The 15,853-nt window shown below is 73.8% G+C and carries 14 protein-coding genes; 7 read left to right on the forward strand and 7 right to left on the reverse strand.

Going from position 1 to position 15,853, the window contains the following annotated elements:
• The first annotated feature begins 41 nt into the window (after positions 1–41).
• The 4 genes from BMY61_RS37035 (at position 42) to BMY61_RS37050 (ending at position 2,915) form a co-directional block, all read left to right on the forward strand.
• Positions 42–671: a TetR family transcriptional regulator gene (locus BMY61_RS37035; protein ID WP_042457310.1), complete on the forward strand. Its 630-nt coding sequence runs from the start codon at positions 42–44 to the stop codon at positions 669–671.
• A gap of 132 nt (positions 672–803) precedes the next feature.
• Positions 804–1,658, forward strand: a complete 855-nt coding sequence (locus BMY61_RS37040) for an NAD-dependent epimerase/dehydratase family protein (RefSeq protein ID WP_042457313.1) — start codon at positions 804–806, stop codon at positions 1,656–1,658.
• Between the two features lie 83 nt (positions 1,659–1,741).
• Positions 1,742–2,158 (forward strand): hypothetical protein, encoded by a 417-nt coding sequence (locus tag BMY61_RS37045; protein ID WP_063773381.1) that lies wholly within the window; start codon positions 1,742–1,744, stop codon positions 2,156–2,158.
• A gap of 82 nt (positions 2,159–2,240) precedes the next feature.
• Positions 2,241–2,915, forward strand: coding sequence for a DUF5995 family protein (locus BMY61_RS37050; protein ID WP_042457320.1), 675 nt, complete (start codon positions 2,241–2,243; stop codon positions 2,913–2,915).
• A 39-nt stretch (positions 2,916–2,954) separates the two neighbouring features.
• Here BMY61_RS37050 and BMY61_RS37055 read toward each other — a convergent pair whose 3' ends face one another.
• On the reverse strand, positions 2,955–3,515 hold the full coding sequence (locus BMY61_RS37055; RefSeq protein ID WP_042457323.1) for a hypothetical protein: 561 nt from the start codon (positions 3,513–3,515) through the stop codon (positions 2,955–2,957).
• Positions 3,516–3,651: 136 nt separating this feature from the next.
• Between BMY61_RS37055 and BMY61_RS37060 the strand changes: the two genes are divergently transcribed.
• Positions 3,652–4,665, forward strand: coding sequence for a LysR family transcriptional regulator (locus tag BMY61_RS37060; protein WP_236656603.1), 1,014 nt, complete (start codon positions 3,652–3,654; stop codon positions 4,663–4,665).
• A 118-nt stretch (positions 4,666–4,783) separates the two neighbouring features.
• On the opposite strand, the gene BMY61_RS37065 is transcribed toward BMY61_RS37060, so the two are convergent.
• From BMY61_RS37065 to BMY61_RS37075, 3 genes are all read right to left on the reverse strand, one after another.
• A complete protein-coding gene (locus BMY61_RS37065; RefSeq protein WP_042457326.1) occupies positions 4,784–6,244 on the reverse strand; it encodes a GuaB1 family IMP dehydrogenase-related protein in 1,461 nt (486 codons plus the stop codon).
• A gap of 126 nt (positions 6,245–6,370) precedes the next feature.
• The gene (rpe, locus tag BMY61_RS37070) at positions 6,371–7,054 is read right to left on the reverse strand and encodes a ribulose-phosphate 3-epimerase (protein ID WP_042457330.1); all 684 of its coding nucleotides are present in this window, start codon (positions 7,052–7,054) and stop codon (positions 6,371–6,373) included.
• A gap of 161 nt (positions 7,055–7,215) precedes the next feature.
• A complete protein-coding gene (locus BMY61_RS37075; RefSeq protein WP_042457333.1) occupies positions 7,216–8,679 on the reverse strand; it encodes an RsmB/NOP family class I SAM-dependent RNA methyltransferase in 1,464 nt (487 codons plus the stop codon).
• 223 nt (positions 8,680–8,902) lie between these two features.
• Here BMY61_RS37075 and BMY61_RS37080 point away from each other — a divergent pair, with 223 nt between their 5' ends.
• On the forward strand, positions 8,903–10,681 hold the full coding sequence (locus tag BMY61_RS37080) for a PstS family phosphate ABC transporter substrate-binding protein (RefSeq protein ID WP_042457336.1): 1,779 nt from the start codon (positions 8,903–8,905) through the stop codon (positions 10,679–10,681).
• Positions 10,682–10,925: 244 nt separating this feature from the next.
• On the opposite strand, the gene fmt is transcribed toward BMY61_RS37080, so the two are convergent.
• The gene (gene fmt / locus BMY61_RS37085; protein ID WP_042457339.1) at positions 10,926–11,852 is read right to left on the reverse strand and encodes a methionyl-tRNA formyltransferase; all 927 of its coding nucleotides are present in this window, start codon (positions 11,850–11,852) and stop codon (positions 10,926–10,928) included.
• A 52-nt stretch (positions 11,853–11,904) separates the two neighbouring features.
• Positions 11,905–12,450: a peptide deformylase gene (gene def / locus BMY61_RS37090; protein ID WP_042457349.1), complete on the reverse strand. Its 546-nt coding sequence runs from the start codon at positions 12,448–12,450 to the stop codon at positions 11,905–11,907.
• Positions 12,451–12,733: 283 nt separating this feature from the next.
• Between def and BMY61_RS48110 the strand changes: the two genes are divergently transcribed.
• Positions 12,734–13,309, forward strand: a complete 576-nt coding sequence (locus BMY61_RS48110) for a hypothetical protein (protein ID WP_042457351.1) — start codon at positions 12,734–12,736, stop codon at positions 13,307–13,309.
• 169 nt (positions 13,310–13,478) lie between these two features.
• Here the strand turns inward: BMY61_RS48110 and BMY61_RS37100 are convergent, their stop codons facing one another.
• Positions 13,479–15,566: a primosomal protein N' gene (locus tag BMY61_RS37100; protein ID WP_042457354.1), complete on the reverse strand. Its 2,088-nt coding sequence runs from the start codon at positions 15,564–15,566 to the stop codon at positions 13,479–13,481.
• Positions 15,567–15,853 lie beyond the last annotated feature (287 nt).

Below are 15,853 nucleotides of genomic sequence, written 5' to 3' on the forward strand. Positions count from 1 at the left end.
CCGGGTGGCGGATTTCAGCAAACAGTTGTTTACTCAACCCCGTGAGCCAGACGACCGGGGCCCGACAGGCCCAGAAGCAGCAGTCCCGCCGCGCACTGCTGGACGCGGCCCTGCAGTTGCTGGAGCACCAGAGCTTCTCCAGCCTCGGCATGCGCGAGGTGACCCGGGAGGCGGGCATGTCGCCGGCCGGCTTCTACCGTCACTTCCGGGACCTCAACGACCTGGGCGTCTGCCTGGTCGAGGAGGCCCTGGCCAGCCTGCACCTGATGATCGGCGCCGCCTTCGCCGAGCAGGAGGAGCACAGCGAGCCGGACGAGCTGATCGCCCACGCCGTCCAGGTGATCGCCGACCACGTCCAGGCCCACCGGGCGCACGTGCGCTTCATCGCCCGCGAACGCTTCGGCGGCGTCCGGCCGGTCCGCGAGGCGATCGCCGCCGAGCTGGAACGCTTCACCGACGAGGTCGCCCGGGCCCTCGCGCTCCAGCCGGTCTCCGCCGGGTGGAGCACGGAGGACGTGCGCATGGTCGCGGAGCTCTACGTCGACCACATGGTCCTGACGGCCGCGGCCCTGCTGGAGGCCGACGCCCAGGAGGAGCAGCGGATCACCGCGACGGCCCGCCGCCAGCTCCGCCTGATCAGCGTCGGCCGACGCCACTGGATCTCCGACTGACGCCCTCCCTCAGAGGGGGATCGGCGATCCCCCGATCGACGGGTCTCTCCCGCCGTGTCCGCGCCGCGGCCAGGCTGGTGGTCGAGGCCGGGCGAACAGCCCGGCCGTCCGAGAGGCCGAAGGGGACCGATCATGACGACGATTCTGGTGACGGGCGCGACCGGGCAGGTCGGACGGCGTTTCGTGCCGCGGCTGCTGCAGTGGGTCGCGCCGGACGAGACCGTGCGGGTGCTGGTGCGTGGCGAGGAGAGTGCGCGGCACTTCACCGAGCTCGGCGCCGAGGCCGTGCTGGGCGACCTGCGCGACGCCGACGCCCGCAAGCGCGCCCTGGAGGGCGCCGACGCCGTGGTGAACGTCGCCGCCGCTTTCCGGGGCGTCCCGGACGAGGAGGCCTGGGCGGTCAATCGCGACGCGGCGATCGCGCTGGGCCGTGAGGCCGCGGCGGCGGGTGTGCGACGGTTCGTCCAGGCGAGCACCAACCTGGTCTACGGCGCGGGCCGGGGCCGCCCCGCGGCCGCGAGCGACCCGCTGCAGCCGGAGACGTCCTGGGGCGTCTACCCGCGCTCCAAGGCGGAGGCCGAGGCCGGTCTCGCCGAGGTACCCGGGCTCGCGCCGGTCGTGGTGCGCCTCGCCTTCGTCTACGGCGAGGGTGACCCGCACCTGACCCAGTCGGCCCGCTTCATCGTCGGCTGGCCCGCCCACCGCCGCCTGCCGATGGTCCATCACGCCGACGTCGCCCAGGCTCTGTTCCGGGCCCTGCGCACGCCCGGCATCGAGGGCCGGATCTACAACGCGGTGGACGACGCACCGGTGACCGCATGGGACCTGCACCGACTCAACGGCATCCCGTTCCCCGCCGAGAACGCCGACGCCGTGGACCCGGACCCGTGGAACGGCATGGCCGACAACCTGCCGCTGCGCGACGAGCTCGGCTGGCGCCCCCTCCACCCCTCCGTCTGGTCCGCCCGCGACGCGGGCGCGCTGTGACCCGGAACCGCCTCGGGTGAGTCCACGACGGAGACGGGAAACCGTTTGGGTCCGCCCGTGGGCGACGCGTACCCTCTCGCACCATGTGCTACCACGCGTTCAACGGCGCTCTCCGGCACTTCGTCTGCGTCTCGTGCCGGCTCTCGTTCAAAGGCAGCACGTGGTCGAGCCGGAGGCGCGTCTGCCCCGGCTGCCGGGAGCCGATGGCCTTCGCCGGGTTCGACTTCGCCGCGCCGCGCCGACGTGACACCAAGGCCTGGTCCGTCGTCGCGACCGTGCTCGCGGAAAAGCTGACCTACGATCACCGCCCGGGCTGCGGTTGCTCAAAGCTCCCCTCCTTCCGGCCCCGGACGCGAGCGCAGGTGCGCGAACGGCGGAGAGCCGCCGAGCGGCTGGCCCTGCCGCTGTCGGTGACCCTCGCCCGCCGCGACGCGTTCACCCCGGAGACCCGCGACGAGCAGCCACCGGCGCCGCCCACCGCCGAGCGCGACCCGCGCTGAGTCCGCCGGGTACCGGCATCGGGCAACGCGCCACTCGCGTGGAGGATCGCCGCAGGCGGCAGGGCGCTGGGATGCTGGCTCCATGGAACTGAGTACCGCGCCCGCCGACGCCGTCGCCGTCGTGGCGGCGCGCATCGGTGACGCCGTCGGGGGGCTCCCGCCCGGCGACGGCGTGGGCGTCTTCGGCGCGGTCTACCTCCAGGTCACCGACGCGATGGTGCGCCACCTCACCGTGGACGGCTACTTCGCCTCCCCGCCCGACGTCGCCCGGTTGGACGCGCTCTTCGCGAACCGCTTCCTCGGTGCGCTCACCGCCGCCGCCCCACCTGCGTGTTGGCGTCCGCTGCTGGAGCTTCGGCGCCACCCCGGCATCCGGCCCATCCAGTTCGCGCTGGCCGGCATGAACAGCCACATCGAGCACGACCTGCCGCTGTCCGTGGTCGAGACCTGCCGCAGCCTCGACTGCCCACCGCAGGCGCTGGAGGCAGACTTCCACCGCGTCAACGACCTCCTGGCCTCGGTCGAGGACGAGGTCCGTGAAGAACTGCTCACCCTCCCGCCGGAGTTGGACGTCACCGACCCCCTGCTCCACCTCCTGGGGTCCTGGAGCATCGAGGCCGCCCGCGACGCGGCCTGGGCCTCCGCCCGCATGCTCTGGGAACTCCGCGACCGCCCCGACGCCTACGCCGCCGCAGCCGCCACCCTCGACCGCACCACGGGCATGACCAGCCGCTGCCTGCTCACCCCTCTGCGCTGACGAGTTTGCGGTGACGAGCAGCGGGCCGAAATCAGCTGGTCACTGCCTCCCCGCCGAAGGCACCGTGGCCGGGGCGACCGGGGCGACCGCAAGGGCGGTGCGGGTGAGGGACCGGCCGCGCCAGAAGAGAGCGCCGCGATGGGCGATCAGCATGGCGAAGCCGAGGAACATGATCGCGTCAGCGAACGCGGCCACGCTGATCCGGTTGTCCATCAACCACTGACCCAACGCGCGGGCGAAGGACTTGTTGTTCTCCGTCTCCCAGACGAAGGCCAGCCGGGCCAGCGCGAAGGCGACCCACACCAGCGCGTACGGCAGCCCGGCGACGGTGACCAGCGAGTCTGTCGGCGCCTCGGCTCTCTCGACCCGCATGCACGCCGCCGCCAGCAGCCCGAACAGCACGCCCGCCACGCAGGCACCGGCTTCCAGGGCGAGTCCCTTGCCACCGAGGTCCATCTTCGGTGCCACGAACGGAACGATCACCGCGGTCATGATGAGCGGTCGCCACAGACGCAGGGCGGTGAGCCGACGGCGGCCGAGGTCCACCAGCAGCACCGCCACCGGGACGACGAGAAGGCTGATCCACAGGCTCGTCGACATCGTTGCTCCTCATCACGTGACGACAGGTCCGACCACAGTGTCGTCACGATCGCCCACAAGGACCGTGGCGATCAAGGTCCGTTTTCTCAAGAACAGTTGAGCAGGGCTCAGCAATACAATCGCCGTCGTGATCAGCATGGGGGAGCTTGAGGCGTTCCTGGCCGCCGCCGAGGAACTCCACTTCGGGCGGGCGGCGGAGCGACTGTACGTGTCGCCGTCGCGGGTGAGTCAGCTGGTCCGGAGCCTGGAGGGGCACATCGGCGGGGCGCTGTTCGAACGCACCACCCGCCGAGTCGCGTTGACCCCGATGGGGGCGCTCCTGGAGCGCGATCTGCGGCAGGCGTACGCGGACCTGCTGGCCGCGCTCGAGCGTGCCCGCAAGACCGCACGCGGGCTGACGGGGGCGATCCGGATCGGCTACATGACGCACTTCGGCGACGAGACCTTCACGCGGCTGGTTGAGGAGTTCCGCGGGCGGTTCCCCTCGGTCGAGATCACCCTGGTGGACCTGACCGGCACCCACTATCACGAGGAATTGCGCGACGGCGGGGTCGACCTCGCGCTCGGCCGGTTCCACGAGCCGCCGCCCGCGGAAATGGCCGACGGAGCGGTGATGGCTCGCGAGTCCTGGCTGTTGGGGGTAGGCCGCAGCCATCCGCTGGCCGTCCGGGAACAGGTCGACGTCGAGGAGCTCGCCGGGTACGCGATCTTCGGCGTGCCCGACCCGCTGACCGGTGAACTGGCCAACCCGCTCTACCCGACGCACACCCCGACCGGCGCTCCCATCGCCCGACGCGGCGTGGCCCGTACCTTCGCCGAGGTCCTCGCGCTGGTCGCCCGCGGGGAGAACGTCTTCCCGGCCGCGGTGTCCTTCCCGCGCTTCTACACACACCCGGACGTGGTCTTCGTCCCGCTGACCGGCTGGCCGCCGGCCCTGCGCACGCTGCGCCACCGCACCCACGGCAACACCGAACCCGTCGAGGCCTTCCTGGAGTTGGCCGGCGCGATGGAGGCGAAGCCCGTGGAGGTGGAGCCCGTGGAGGTGGAGCCGGACGCGGCAGCGGACACACCCGACGCGGCTCCCAGCCGCCCTGGCTACGGGGACTGGTGGGGGCCACGGACCCTGGGCACGGGCCTGCCCAGCTCCTGACTCCGGCCTGCCGTAATGCAGTTGACGCGCTCACCGGCCGCTGGAAATGACTCCCGAAGCGCCGCTGCCCGCTCGTCCCGCCGAGGCGGGACGAGCGGGCAGCGGACTCAGCCTGACGTCACCAGCTGGCGTGCAGCGGCTTGCCCTCGGCGAAGCCGGCGGCGCTCTGGACGCCGACGACGGCCTTGCGGTGGAAGTCCTCCAGCGAGTCGGCACCCGCGTAGGTGCAGGAGGAGCGGACACCGGCGATGATCGAGTCGATCAGGTCCTCGACGCCGGGACGGGCGGGGTCGAGGAACATCCGGGAGGTGGAGATGCCCTCCTCGAACAGCGCCTTGCGGGCGCGGTCGTAGTCGGACTCCTCGGCGGTCCGGTTGCGCACGGCGCGCGCGGAGGCCATGCCGAAGCTCTCCTTGTACTGGCGGCCGTCGGGGGCCGTCTGCAGGTCGCCGGGCGACTCGTAGGTGCCCGCGAACCAGGAGCCGATCATGACGTTGGAGGCACCGGCCGCCAGCGCCATCGCGACGTCGCGCGGGTGCCGCACGCCGCCGTCGGCCCAGACGTGCTTGCCGAGGCGACGCGCCTCGGCCGCGCACTCCAGCACGGCGGAGAACTGCGGCCGGCCGACGCCGGTCATCATCCGGGTGGTGCACATGGCGCCGGGGCCGACACCGACCTTGAGGATGTCCGCGCCCGCCTCGACCAGGTCGCGCACGCCGTCGGCGGCGACGACGTTGCCCGCGACGATCGGGACCTGCGGGTCCAGGCCGCGCACGGCCTGCAGCGCGTTGATCATCGACTCCTGGTGGCCGTGGGCGGTGTCCACGACCAGCACGTCCGCGCCGGCCTCCAGCAGCGCCTTGGCCTTGCCGGCCACGTCCCCGTTGATGCCGACGGTCGCCGCGATGCGCAGCTTGCCGTCGGCGTCGACGGCGGGGCTGTAGAGGGTGGCGCGCAGGGCGGCCTTGCGGGTGAGGATGCCGACCAGGTCGCCGCGGCCGTCGACGACGGGGGCGAGCTTGCGGTGTCCGGCGGAGAGCTTCTCGAAGGCCTCGCGCGGGTCGACGCTCTCCTCCAGGAGCAGCAGCTCCTTGGACATGACGGCGGAGAGGCTGGCGAAGCGGTCCACGCCCTTGCAGTCGGCCTCGCTGACGACGCCGACCGGCTTGCCGTCCTCGAGGACGACGACCGCCCCGTGCGCGCGCTTGTGCAGCAGCGAGATGGCGTCGGCGACGGTCGCGCTCGGCGCGAGCGTCACGGCCGTGTCGTGCACGAGGTGGCGCTGCTTGACCCAGCCGACGACCTCGGAGACGACCTCGATCGGGATGTCCTGCGGAATCGCGACGATGCCGCCGCGCCGCGCGACCGTCTCGGCCATGCGTCGGCCGGCCACGGCGGTCATGTTGGCGACGACCAGCGGGATCGTCGTCCCGGTGCCGTCGTTGGTGGAGAGGTCGACCGCCTGACGCGATCCCACCGCCGAGCGGCTGGGGATCATGAAGACGTCGTCGTACGTGAGGTCGTAAGGCGCGGAGGGACGGGCGTCCAGCTCGCCGGTGACCGGATTGAGGAACCGCATGCCTTCAGCCTACGGGCCGGATCGTCACGGTTCATGGCGCGACGCTACAAGGCGGCGGCCGAAAATCCGGCCGCCCCTTGTGTGATCCTACAGATGCTGTTGTGGCTAGCTACAAGGGTAGGGCGTTCAGACCCGTCGCACCCAGGGTGCACTGTCCGTTGCCTCCTGCGCCTGAGCCCGGAGCGCGGCCACGGCGGCGGCCGGGTCGTCCGCGCCGTAGACGGCCGACCCGGCCACGAACACGTCCGCGCCGGCTTCCGCGCACCGCTCGATCGTCGACGCCGACACCCCGCCGTCGACCTGGAGCCACAGCTCCAGCCCGTGCTTGTCGATCAGCTGCCGAGTCCGGCGGATCTTCGGCAGCATGATGTCCAGGAACGCCTGCCCGCCGAAGCCCGGCTCCACGGTCATGATCAGCAGCATGTCCAGCTCGGGCAGCAGGTCCTCGTAGGGCTCGATCGGCGTCGCGGGGCGCAGCGCCATCGACGCCCGCGCGCCCAGGGCCCGCAGGTCCCGGGCGAGCCGGACCGGCGCGGCGGCGGCCTCCACGTGGAAGGTCACCGATCCGGCGCCCGCCTCCGCGTACTGCGGGGCCCAGCGGTCCGGGTTCTCGATCATCAGGTGGCAGTCGAGCGGGATGTCCGTCGCCTTGGTCAGCGACTCCACGATCGGCAGGCCGAGCGTCAGGTTCGGCACGAAGTGGTTGTCCATGACGTCCACGTGCAGCCAGTCCGCGCCTCGGACCGCCTCCGCCTCCTCGGCGAGCCGGGCGAAGTCGGCGGACAGGATGCTGGGACAGATCTGGGGCATCTCACGCACTTTCGAGTCGATCACGGCAACGAATTGCTTGCCATCATGCCTCAACCCCCAGGGGCGCGAGGAACTGCGCGAGGAACCGCCCTGGGCCTTGAGATCCCGAGCGGACAAGACCATCCGCCTGGCTTGGGTTGCTCGCGCAGTTCCTCGCGCCCCTAGCGGAGCTTGCGAAGCAAGGCCAGGTACATGGCATCGGTGCCGTGCAGGTGGGGCCAGAGCTGGATGTCCGGGCCGTCGCCCAGGTCCGGGACCTGGGGCAGGCAGGCCCGCGCGTCGATCCACTCGACGTCGTCGCGGCCCTTCAGGACGTCCTGGACGACCACGCGGGTCTCGGCGAGGTGCGGCGAACACGTCGCGTAGCCCACGACCCCGCCAGGACGGGTGGCGTCGATCGCGCTGCGCAGCAGGCCGCGCTGGAGCGGGGCGAAGTTGGCGACGTCGGCGGGGCGGCGGCGCCACCGCGCCTCGGGGCGACGGCGCAGCGCGCCCAGCCCGGAACAGGGGACGTCGACGAGCACGCGGTCGAACGAGGCCGGCCGCCACGCGGGACGCGTGCCGTCGGCGGTGATGACGGCGTAGGGGCCGGGGTTGCCTTCCAGCGCGCGGGCGACCAGGCGGGCGCGGTGGGGCTGGGCCTCCGAGGCGAGCAGCGCCGCGCCGCGTTCCGCGGCGAGCGCGGCCAGCAGCGCGGCCTTGCCGCCGGGGCCGGCACAACCGTCGAGCCAGCGGGCGTCGGCGCCGCCCTCCAGGGGGGCCGCGGCCAGCGCGGCGGCGACCAGTTGGCTGCCCTCGTCCTGGACACCCGCGCGGTTCTCCCGCACCGCGCGCAGGTCAGCCGGGTCGCCGCCCTCGGCGAGGCGGACCGCGTAGGGGGACCAGCGGCCGGGCTCGGTCGCGTCCTCGTCGAGCGCGGCGACCAGCTCCTCGACCGTGGAGCGACCGGGGCGGGCGACCAGGGTGACCTCGGGCCGGGCGTTGTCGGCGGCGAGCAGCGCCTCCATCGCCGTGCGACCGGCCGCCTGCGGCTGCCAGACGCCGATGGCGTCCCACAGCGCGGAGACGACCCAGCGCGGGTGCGAGAAGAGCACGCCGAGGTGCTCCTCGGCGTCCTCCTCGTACGGCGGGGCGACCTGCTCCAGCCAGGTGTCCAGGTCGTGCTGGGAGATCTTGCGCAGCACCGCGTTGACGAACTTCGCCGGACCCTCGGTCAGCACGGTGCGGGCGAGGTCGACGGTGGCGGAGACGGCCGCGTGGGTCGGGATCCGGGTGGCCAGCAGCTGGTGGGCGCCGAGCGAGATGACGTCCAGGACCGGCCCGTCGATCTTGTTGAGCGGGCGGTCGACGCAGGCGGCGATGATCGCGTCGTAGCTGCCGCGCATGCGCAGCGTGCCGTATACCAGCTCGGTGGCGAAGGCGGCGTCCCGACGGGTGAAGTTCACGTCCTGCTCGGCCTTGCGCAGCAGCGCGGGCAGGACCAGGTTGGCGTACGCGTCGCGCTCGTCGACGGCGCGCAGGGCGTCGAAGGCGAGGCGGCGGGCCGGGTCCTGCGCGGGCTTGCGGTAGGGGCGCTTCTTCGCTCCGGCGTTCGCTCCGGCGGGGCGCTGTGCGGGGGTGCTCATGGTTCGGCCTTACCTCTGTGCCTCAAGGTGCTGACGGTTGCTATGCGTGGGGACCATCATGCCGCATCGGACGCGAACGGACTTGCTGACAGAATGTCAGGACTGTGCCGCTCCTGACGCTCCGCTCGGCGACGGTTCACCGTGGGGTCGCCCGCCGCTCCCCGGCGCGCCACGTGACCGCCGCACAATCCCGGTACCGATTCGGGGGATGCGGGGGACGCGCATGCTGCAACTGGCTTCGGCCTTGGACACGGTCAACGCCTTCATCGACGGCCGCGGGGTGCTGGGGGCCCTGGTCGTCGCCGGGGTCACCACGGGCGCGGGCCTGCTCTGGCGGGGCCGGCGCCCGGTCCGGGAGATCTCCTGGAGCGTGGAGTACGACCAACCGCTGAACCAGGGCCAGGACGCGCCGGGATCGGCCGCCTCCGCACCGGCCCCGCAGCCGAAGCCGGAGGAGAGTCCCTACTTCTGGGACATCCAGTTCCGCGGTGAACCGGTGCTGGACGGCAGCCTCGTCCTGCTGCGCGTGCGCAGCACCGGGAGCAGCAGCATCGATCCGAGCGATTTCGTGTACGGGCTCTCCTTCGAGTTCCCGGACCGCGAGGTGCTCGGCTTCAAGGTCCGCGACAACAGATCCGTGCACAAGGCGGTCGAGGCGGAACGCCTCGCCGCGCAGCCGGTGGTCCCCCCACCGCAGCTCGGCCCCGACCCGGCGACGGGTCCATCGACGGCGTCGACCTCTCCGACGACGCCGACGCTGACACTCGCGCCTCCGCTCGCCCCGGACCCGACCCTCGGCCCGGACCCGACCCTCGCCCTGGACCCGACCTCCGCCGTACCCGACCCGGCGACGGCGACGATCCCCGGCCGGCCCGCGGTCAGCGGTGCGCAGGGCCGCCGTGTCAAGGCACCCCTGCCGTCCAAGTTCGTGCTGCCCACCTTCCAGTTCAACCGGGGCACCGAGTTCCGGCTCCTGGTCCTGCTCCAGGGCGACGCCAGGACCAAGTCCGTCCAGGCGGACGGCGAGCTCGTCGACGGCCGGATCGTCCGCCACGACGCACGCCGGCCGCCGCTCCGGCTGATCGCCGTCGGGGCGTCGCTCGCCGTACTGATCGCGGTGCTCACGCTCGGGGTGCGGATCGGCAACGACGCGCTGACCCCGACGGCGTCGTGCGCCGAGGGCCGGCTCACCCTGCAGGGGTCCAGCGCCTTCGCGCCGGTGGCGAACCAGGTGCGCAACAGCTACCGCCAGCTGTGCGGGAACGGGGTCACCATCGACATCTCCGCAGACGGCAGCGACCGAGGCCTGGGCGACCTGGAGCGGTCGCACAGCAGCGGCACCATCGCCATGTCCGACGGCCTGCCGGCGAGCGCCACGGGCACCGAGGGGCTCACCCGTCGACCGGTCGGCGTGGTGTCCTTCGCGGTCGTGGCCAACACCGGGCTGCGCGCGACCCTGCCGGACCTCTTCACGCCCGGCGGCATCAGCGCGGACGAACTGCGCGCGCTCTTCTCCGGCAGCACCGGGTCGCTCGCGCCGGGCCTGGTCGCGGTCGGCCGGACGCACTCCTCCGGGACCAGGACCGCCTTCGCCGGGGCGTTCTTCGGCGGCACCGACCCGGAGCCGCAGGCGGCGCCCGCCTGCTCGGCAAGCACCCGGACGGGCTTCTGCGCCAGCGACAACACCATGGACCTGCTGAGCTTCGTCAACTCCCACCCGAACGCGATCGGCTACGCGGAGGCCGACGCGCTGCCGTACTTCCCCGACGTCCAGGTGGTCGCCGTCGACGGGCAGACCCCGAGCACCGCGAGCGTCGTCTCCGGCGCCTACCCGTTCGTCGCGACCGAGTACCTCTACAGCGCGGACCGCCCCGCGGGACTGGTGGCGGACTTCCTCGACTTCCTCACCAGCCCGGCGGAGACCGCAGCGGTGCGCGGACACGGCTTCATCGCCTGCACGGACCTGCGGAGCACAAAGCTGGACGGCGCCTGCGCCGGCTGAGAGCCCGCGGGCCCATGCCTGTCCGGCCGTGCAGCGGAGGCCGCTCAACCAGGCCCCCGGCCCGGCTCCGCGCTCCGGCGGCACGCCTCACCCGCGGCAGCGGGCGGAGCCGCCGGGCCGCGCGCGTCGGCCGTAGAGCCCCAGGCCGGCAGGCCGGGCAGCCCGGCCGGCCCTGCGAGACAGGCCGGCCGCACGAGACAGGCTGGGCGCGCCCGAGCCGGCCGGCCCGCCTCCGCCGCGCGGCTCAGCCCAGACGCTCGCCCGCCTCCACGCGGGCGCCGCGGGCCCAGTCGCCGGCGGCCATGCGCTTCTTGCCCTGCGGCTGCACGTCGCCCAGCTCGACCTCGTAGGAGCCGGTGCCCACGCGCACGGTGTTCTTCTGGACCGCCACCTCGCCCGGCGCCAGCTCCGCGCGCCCGACCACCGGCCGGACCGAGGCGACCTTGAGACGCTCGCCGCGGAACTCCGTCCACGCGCCCGGTGCGGGCGCGCAGCCGCGGACCACGCGGTCGACGCGGAGCGCGGGCGCCGACCAGTCGATGCGGGCGTCCTCGACGTTGATCTTGGGGGCGAGGGTGATGCCGTCCAGCGGCTGCGGGCGCGCCTCCAGGGAGCCGTCCTCGATGCCGTCCATCGTCGCGACGAGCAGGCGCGCGCCGGAGAGCGAGAGCCGGCCGAGCAGGTCGCCGCTGGTGTCGGCGGGGCGGACCTCCTCGGTGACCGTGCCGTAGACCGGGCCGGAGTCGAGGCCGCGCTCGATCTGGAACGTCGACGCGCCGGTGACCTCGTCACCGGCCAGCACCGCGTGCTGCACCGGCGCCGCGCCACGCCACGCGGGCAGCAGCGAGAAGTGAAGGTTGACCCAGCCGTTCGCGGGCACCTCCAGGGCCGACTTCGGCAGCAGCGCGCCGTAGGCGACGACCGGGCAGCAGTCGGGGGCGATCTCGGCGAGGCGGGCGAGGAACTCGGGCTCGCTCGGCTTCACGGGCCGCAGCACCTCGATGCCGGCCTCCTCCGCGCGCTGGGCGACGGGGCTCGCGACGAGCTTGCGGCCGCGCCCGGCCGGCGCGTCGGGACGGGTGACCACGGCGACCACCTCGTGGCGCGAGGCGATCAGCGCGTCGAGCGAGGGGAGTGCGACCTCGGGAGTGCCTGCGAAGACCAGCTTCATGCGTGTACCAGTGCCTTTCTCGGTGCGGCGGAGGACTCGGTGCGGCAGCCGCTCAGAACGCGCCGCCGAAGGTGCTGTGCGGAGAGACCCGCACCCGCGGCGCCTGCTCCCCCGCCCAGTCCGCCTCGCGGATCGCCTTCATTGCGGCCTTGCGCTGCTCGCGGTCGAGCCGGTCGACGAAGACGATCCCGTCCAGGTGGTCGGTCTCGTGCTGGATGCAGCGGGCGAGCAGCTCGGTTCCCTCGATCGTCACCGGGTCGCCGTGCATGTTGAAGCCCTTGGCGACGACGCCGAAGGCCCGGCGGGTGTCGAAGCTCAGGCCCGGCAGCGAGAGGCAGCCCTCCTCGCCCTCTTGCTGCTCGTCGGTCAGATCGAGCGAGGGGTTCACCAGGTGTCCCAGCTCGCCGTCGACGTGGTAGGTGAACACACGCAGCGAGACACCGATCTGAGGTGCCGCCAGGCCGGAGCCGGGGGCGTCCTTCATGGTCTCGGTCAGGTCCCGGACGAGGTTGCGCAGCTCCTTGTCGAAGGTCGTCACCGGCTGCGCGGTCATGCGAAGCACCGGATCGCCGAAGATGCGGATCGGCTGGATGGCCACGGCGCGGTCTCCCGTCGTCAGGATTCGGGGTGGAGGCGTGCAGGGTGGCCGCGGCCGCGGCCGTGCACAGATCACGGATCGGAGGATCAAGTCTAGAGGTCCCCGTCAGGGGCTCACGCCGCGTTGTGCGTCATCGGCACGAGCCCCGTTCGTCCGCCTGCGCGCCCTCCCGCACGCCCCCATCGTGACCGATCCGACACCTCGGCCGTTGGTCAAAGGAGATTGACCGCCGGAACCCTCCCCCTCGCGGTCCGCCCACCGCCGTCCGAGAGGCACATACGACATGGTCGAACACGCCACGCACGACGCCCGTGCCCGCGCCAGCCTGCACCTGCTGGTCCGCGACATCGAACGGGTACGCCGCCAGGTGGACGCGCTGCGCACGCTCACCGCCCAGCTGGGCAACGTCTACCGGCCGCGCCGCCCCACGACCGCCGCGGGCTTCGTCGTCTACGGGCGTGCCCCCGCACCGACCGTCCGCCTGGCGCAGGAGCTGCGCGACAGCGTGGAGGGCCTCGTCGCGGCGGCCGTGGAGTTCGACCGCTCGCTCGGTTTCTCCTGGGACGCGGTGGGCTCCGCGCTCGGGGTGACGAAGCAGGCGGTGCATCGGCGCTACGGCGTCCGCCGCAACACGCCTGACGGCGCAGGGGCGGTCCTCCAGCCCGGGCCGCAGCGGGCTCCGCTGGACGACGACGAGATCGTGGCCGAGACGCCCGGACTGCCGTCCGCGGCGGAGGTGCCGCTGCCCCAACAGCACGCGGGACCGCAGGTCCCGCCGCCGTCCTCCCCCCTGCGCGCCCCGATCCCCTCCGCCCGCCGCGCCGCGCTCCCTGCGCCTTCGCGCGGCTACCCGCGCTGAGGGCCGGCTGCACGCCCCAAGGCCGGTTGCCCGGCCCAGGGGCGCGGGGAACTGCGCGAAAAGCCACCGCATAGGTAGAGCCCCGAACACGCAGGGCCATCCGCACAGGGGAGTTTCTCGCGCAGTTCCCCCCGCCCCTGGGTAGCACAACCGGCCTCCGCCGGAAGAGTCAGCCGATGTCCGGGGGGTCGATGCGGACGCGGACGGGTTCGGCCTTGCCGCGGGCGAGCCTGGCTGCCTGCGCAGCCTTGAGCGCGGTGGCCAGCGCAGCGCCCCTGCCCGGTGAGACGCGGAGCAGGACCCGGTCGGCACGGTCCTCGCCGCGCGGCGTGGGCAGGGCCACGGGGCCGAGCAGGTCCGTGCCCTCGGGGAGGCGGGCCAGGTCCAGGAGGTCCTGGACCGCCGCCGGGGGGCCGCTCACCGCAGCCATGCGGGAGACGGGCGGGAAGCCCAGCTCCGCCCGCTCGGCCAGCTCCGTCGCGGCGTGCCCGGCGGGATCCCAGCGGACCAGCGCCTGCACCGGGCGCAGACTCGGTTCGGCGACGATCACCACCGTGCCGCCCTCTGCCGCACCGCGGACCAACGCGCCCGCGGCGAGCCAGCGGCGCAGCGCCTCCTCGCCCGCGCGCAGGTCCGGGCGGCCCAGCAGGACCCACGCGTCCAGCAGCAACGCGGCCGCGTAGCCGCCCTCGGCGACCGGCTCCGCACCCGGCGTGGCGACGACCAACGCGGGAGCGCCGGGGACGCTCGCCAACACGCCGTCACGTCCGGACGTCCGCACCGGGACCGACGGGAACGCGCGGCCCAGTTCGTCGGCCGTGCGTCGCGCCCCGAAGACCTGCGCGCGGAGCTTGAAGCTGCCGCACTCGCGGCAGTGCCAGTCGGCCTCCGGGCGACCGCACCAGGTGCAGACGAGCACCCCGGTGGCGTCCGGCGCCTCCAGCGGCCCGGCGCAGTGCGCGCACCGCGCCTGCTCACGGCAGCGGGCGCAGGCGAGGCGCGGGACGTAGCCGCGCCGGGGCACCTGCACCAGCACCGGCCCGTGGGCCAGGGCGTCGCGGGCGACGCGCCAGGCGAGCGAGGGCAGGCGGGCGGCGAACGCGGCCCCGTCGCCGGCCTGGTCGTGGTCACCGACCGTCCGCACCAGCGGGGCGGCGCGGCGCAGCTCCTCCCGTGGCCCGGCCAGCGGCCGGGCCCAGCCGGTGCGCAGCAGCTGTGCAGCCTCGACGGTGACGGCGAAGCCGCCGACCAGCGCGGCGGCGCCGGCGTCCACGGCCCGCAGCAGCAGCACGTCGCGGGCGTGCGGCTGGGGGGCGTGCGGCTCGCTGTGCGAGGAGTCGCCGTCGTCCCAGATCGCGACGAAGCCGAGGTCGGCGACGGGCGCGAACATCGCCGCGCGGGTGCCGACGACGGCCCGCACCGCACCGCGGCTGACGGCGAGCCAGCGCCGGTAGCGCTCCTCCGCGCCGAGCTCGGCGGTGAGCGCGACGTGCCGGTCGGGGCCGAGCAGCGCCTGCAGCGCCGCGTCGACACGGGCGACGGCGCGGCCGTCCGGCAGGACGACGAGCGCGCCCCGGCCGGAGGCGAGCGCGGCGGCGACGGTCCGGGCGAGCTCGTCGGGCCAGCCGGGCCCGGGCAGCGCGGACCAGACGGCACGCGGCGCCTCGCCGGCGGCCAGCGCCTCCAGGAACGAGGGCCCGTCGACGTACCGGGCCCACCCGCCCGGCTGCGGCGCGGGCACGGGCTCGGCGGGCGCGTCCGGGACCGGCTCGGCCTCGGGCTTGTTGTGCTTGGGCGGCACGGCGAGCTGCAGCACGTCGGCGAGGGTGCCGGCGTAGCGGTCGGCGACGGCGCGGCAGAGCCGCAGCAGTTCGGGGGTCAGCACCCGCTCCGGCGAGAGCACCTGCGCGAGCGGCGCGAGCGGCCCCGCGAAGTCGCTGGCCGCGAGCCGTTCGACGATGTACCCGTCGACGAGCCGACCGCCCTCGCGCCGCCCCTGGCCCTTGACGACGCGCCCCCCGAAGCGCACGCGGACGCGCACGCCCGGCTGCGCGGCGTCCGCGAGGCGCGCCGGGACGGCATAGTCGAAGTACTGGTCGAGATGGGACAGGCCCTTGTCCACGACCACCCGCGCCACGGGCAGTGCGTCCGCCACGGGCTTCGGCTTCGGGCGTGCCTTGGCACGCCGCAGCTCGGTCCGGATGAGCTCCAGCTGTTCGCTCACCGGGGATGTTTCGGGGGTTTCGGGTTCTGCCATCGCTCCCCCAGTCCTACCAGATCAGACCGACAGGCCCGCCCGTTGCACCCCGCTCGGGCGACGCAGCCGCCAGGGGCGCGAGGCTCCACCGATATGCGGCTCTGCCGCCTGGGCGCGAGAAACCAGCGACGTGCGGATGGCCCTGCGCGCCCCGGACCATCTGCTCATCAGATGGGGGCACCTCCCGGCCGAGCCTGGGGGATGCTCGCGCCGCAGGGGGCACCTCCCGGCCGAGCCTGGGGGATGCTCGCGCCGCAGGGGGCATCTCCCGGCCGAAGGCTGGGGAC

Origin of the sequence: Streptacidiphilus jiangxiensis (assembly GCF_900109465.1) — a bacterium.
In the GTDB taxonomy this organism is placed as follows: domain Bacteria; phylum Actinomycetota; class Actinomycetes; order Streptomycetales; family Streptomycetaceae; genus Streptacidiphilus; species Streptacidiphilus jiangxiensis.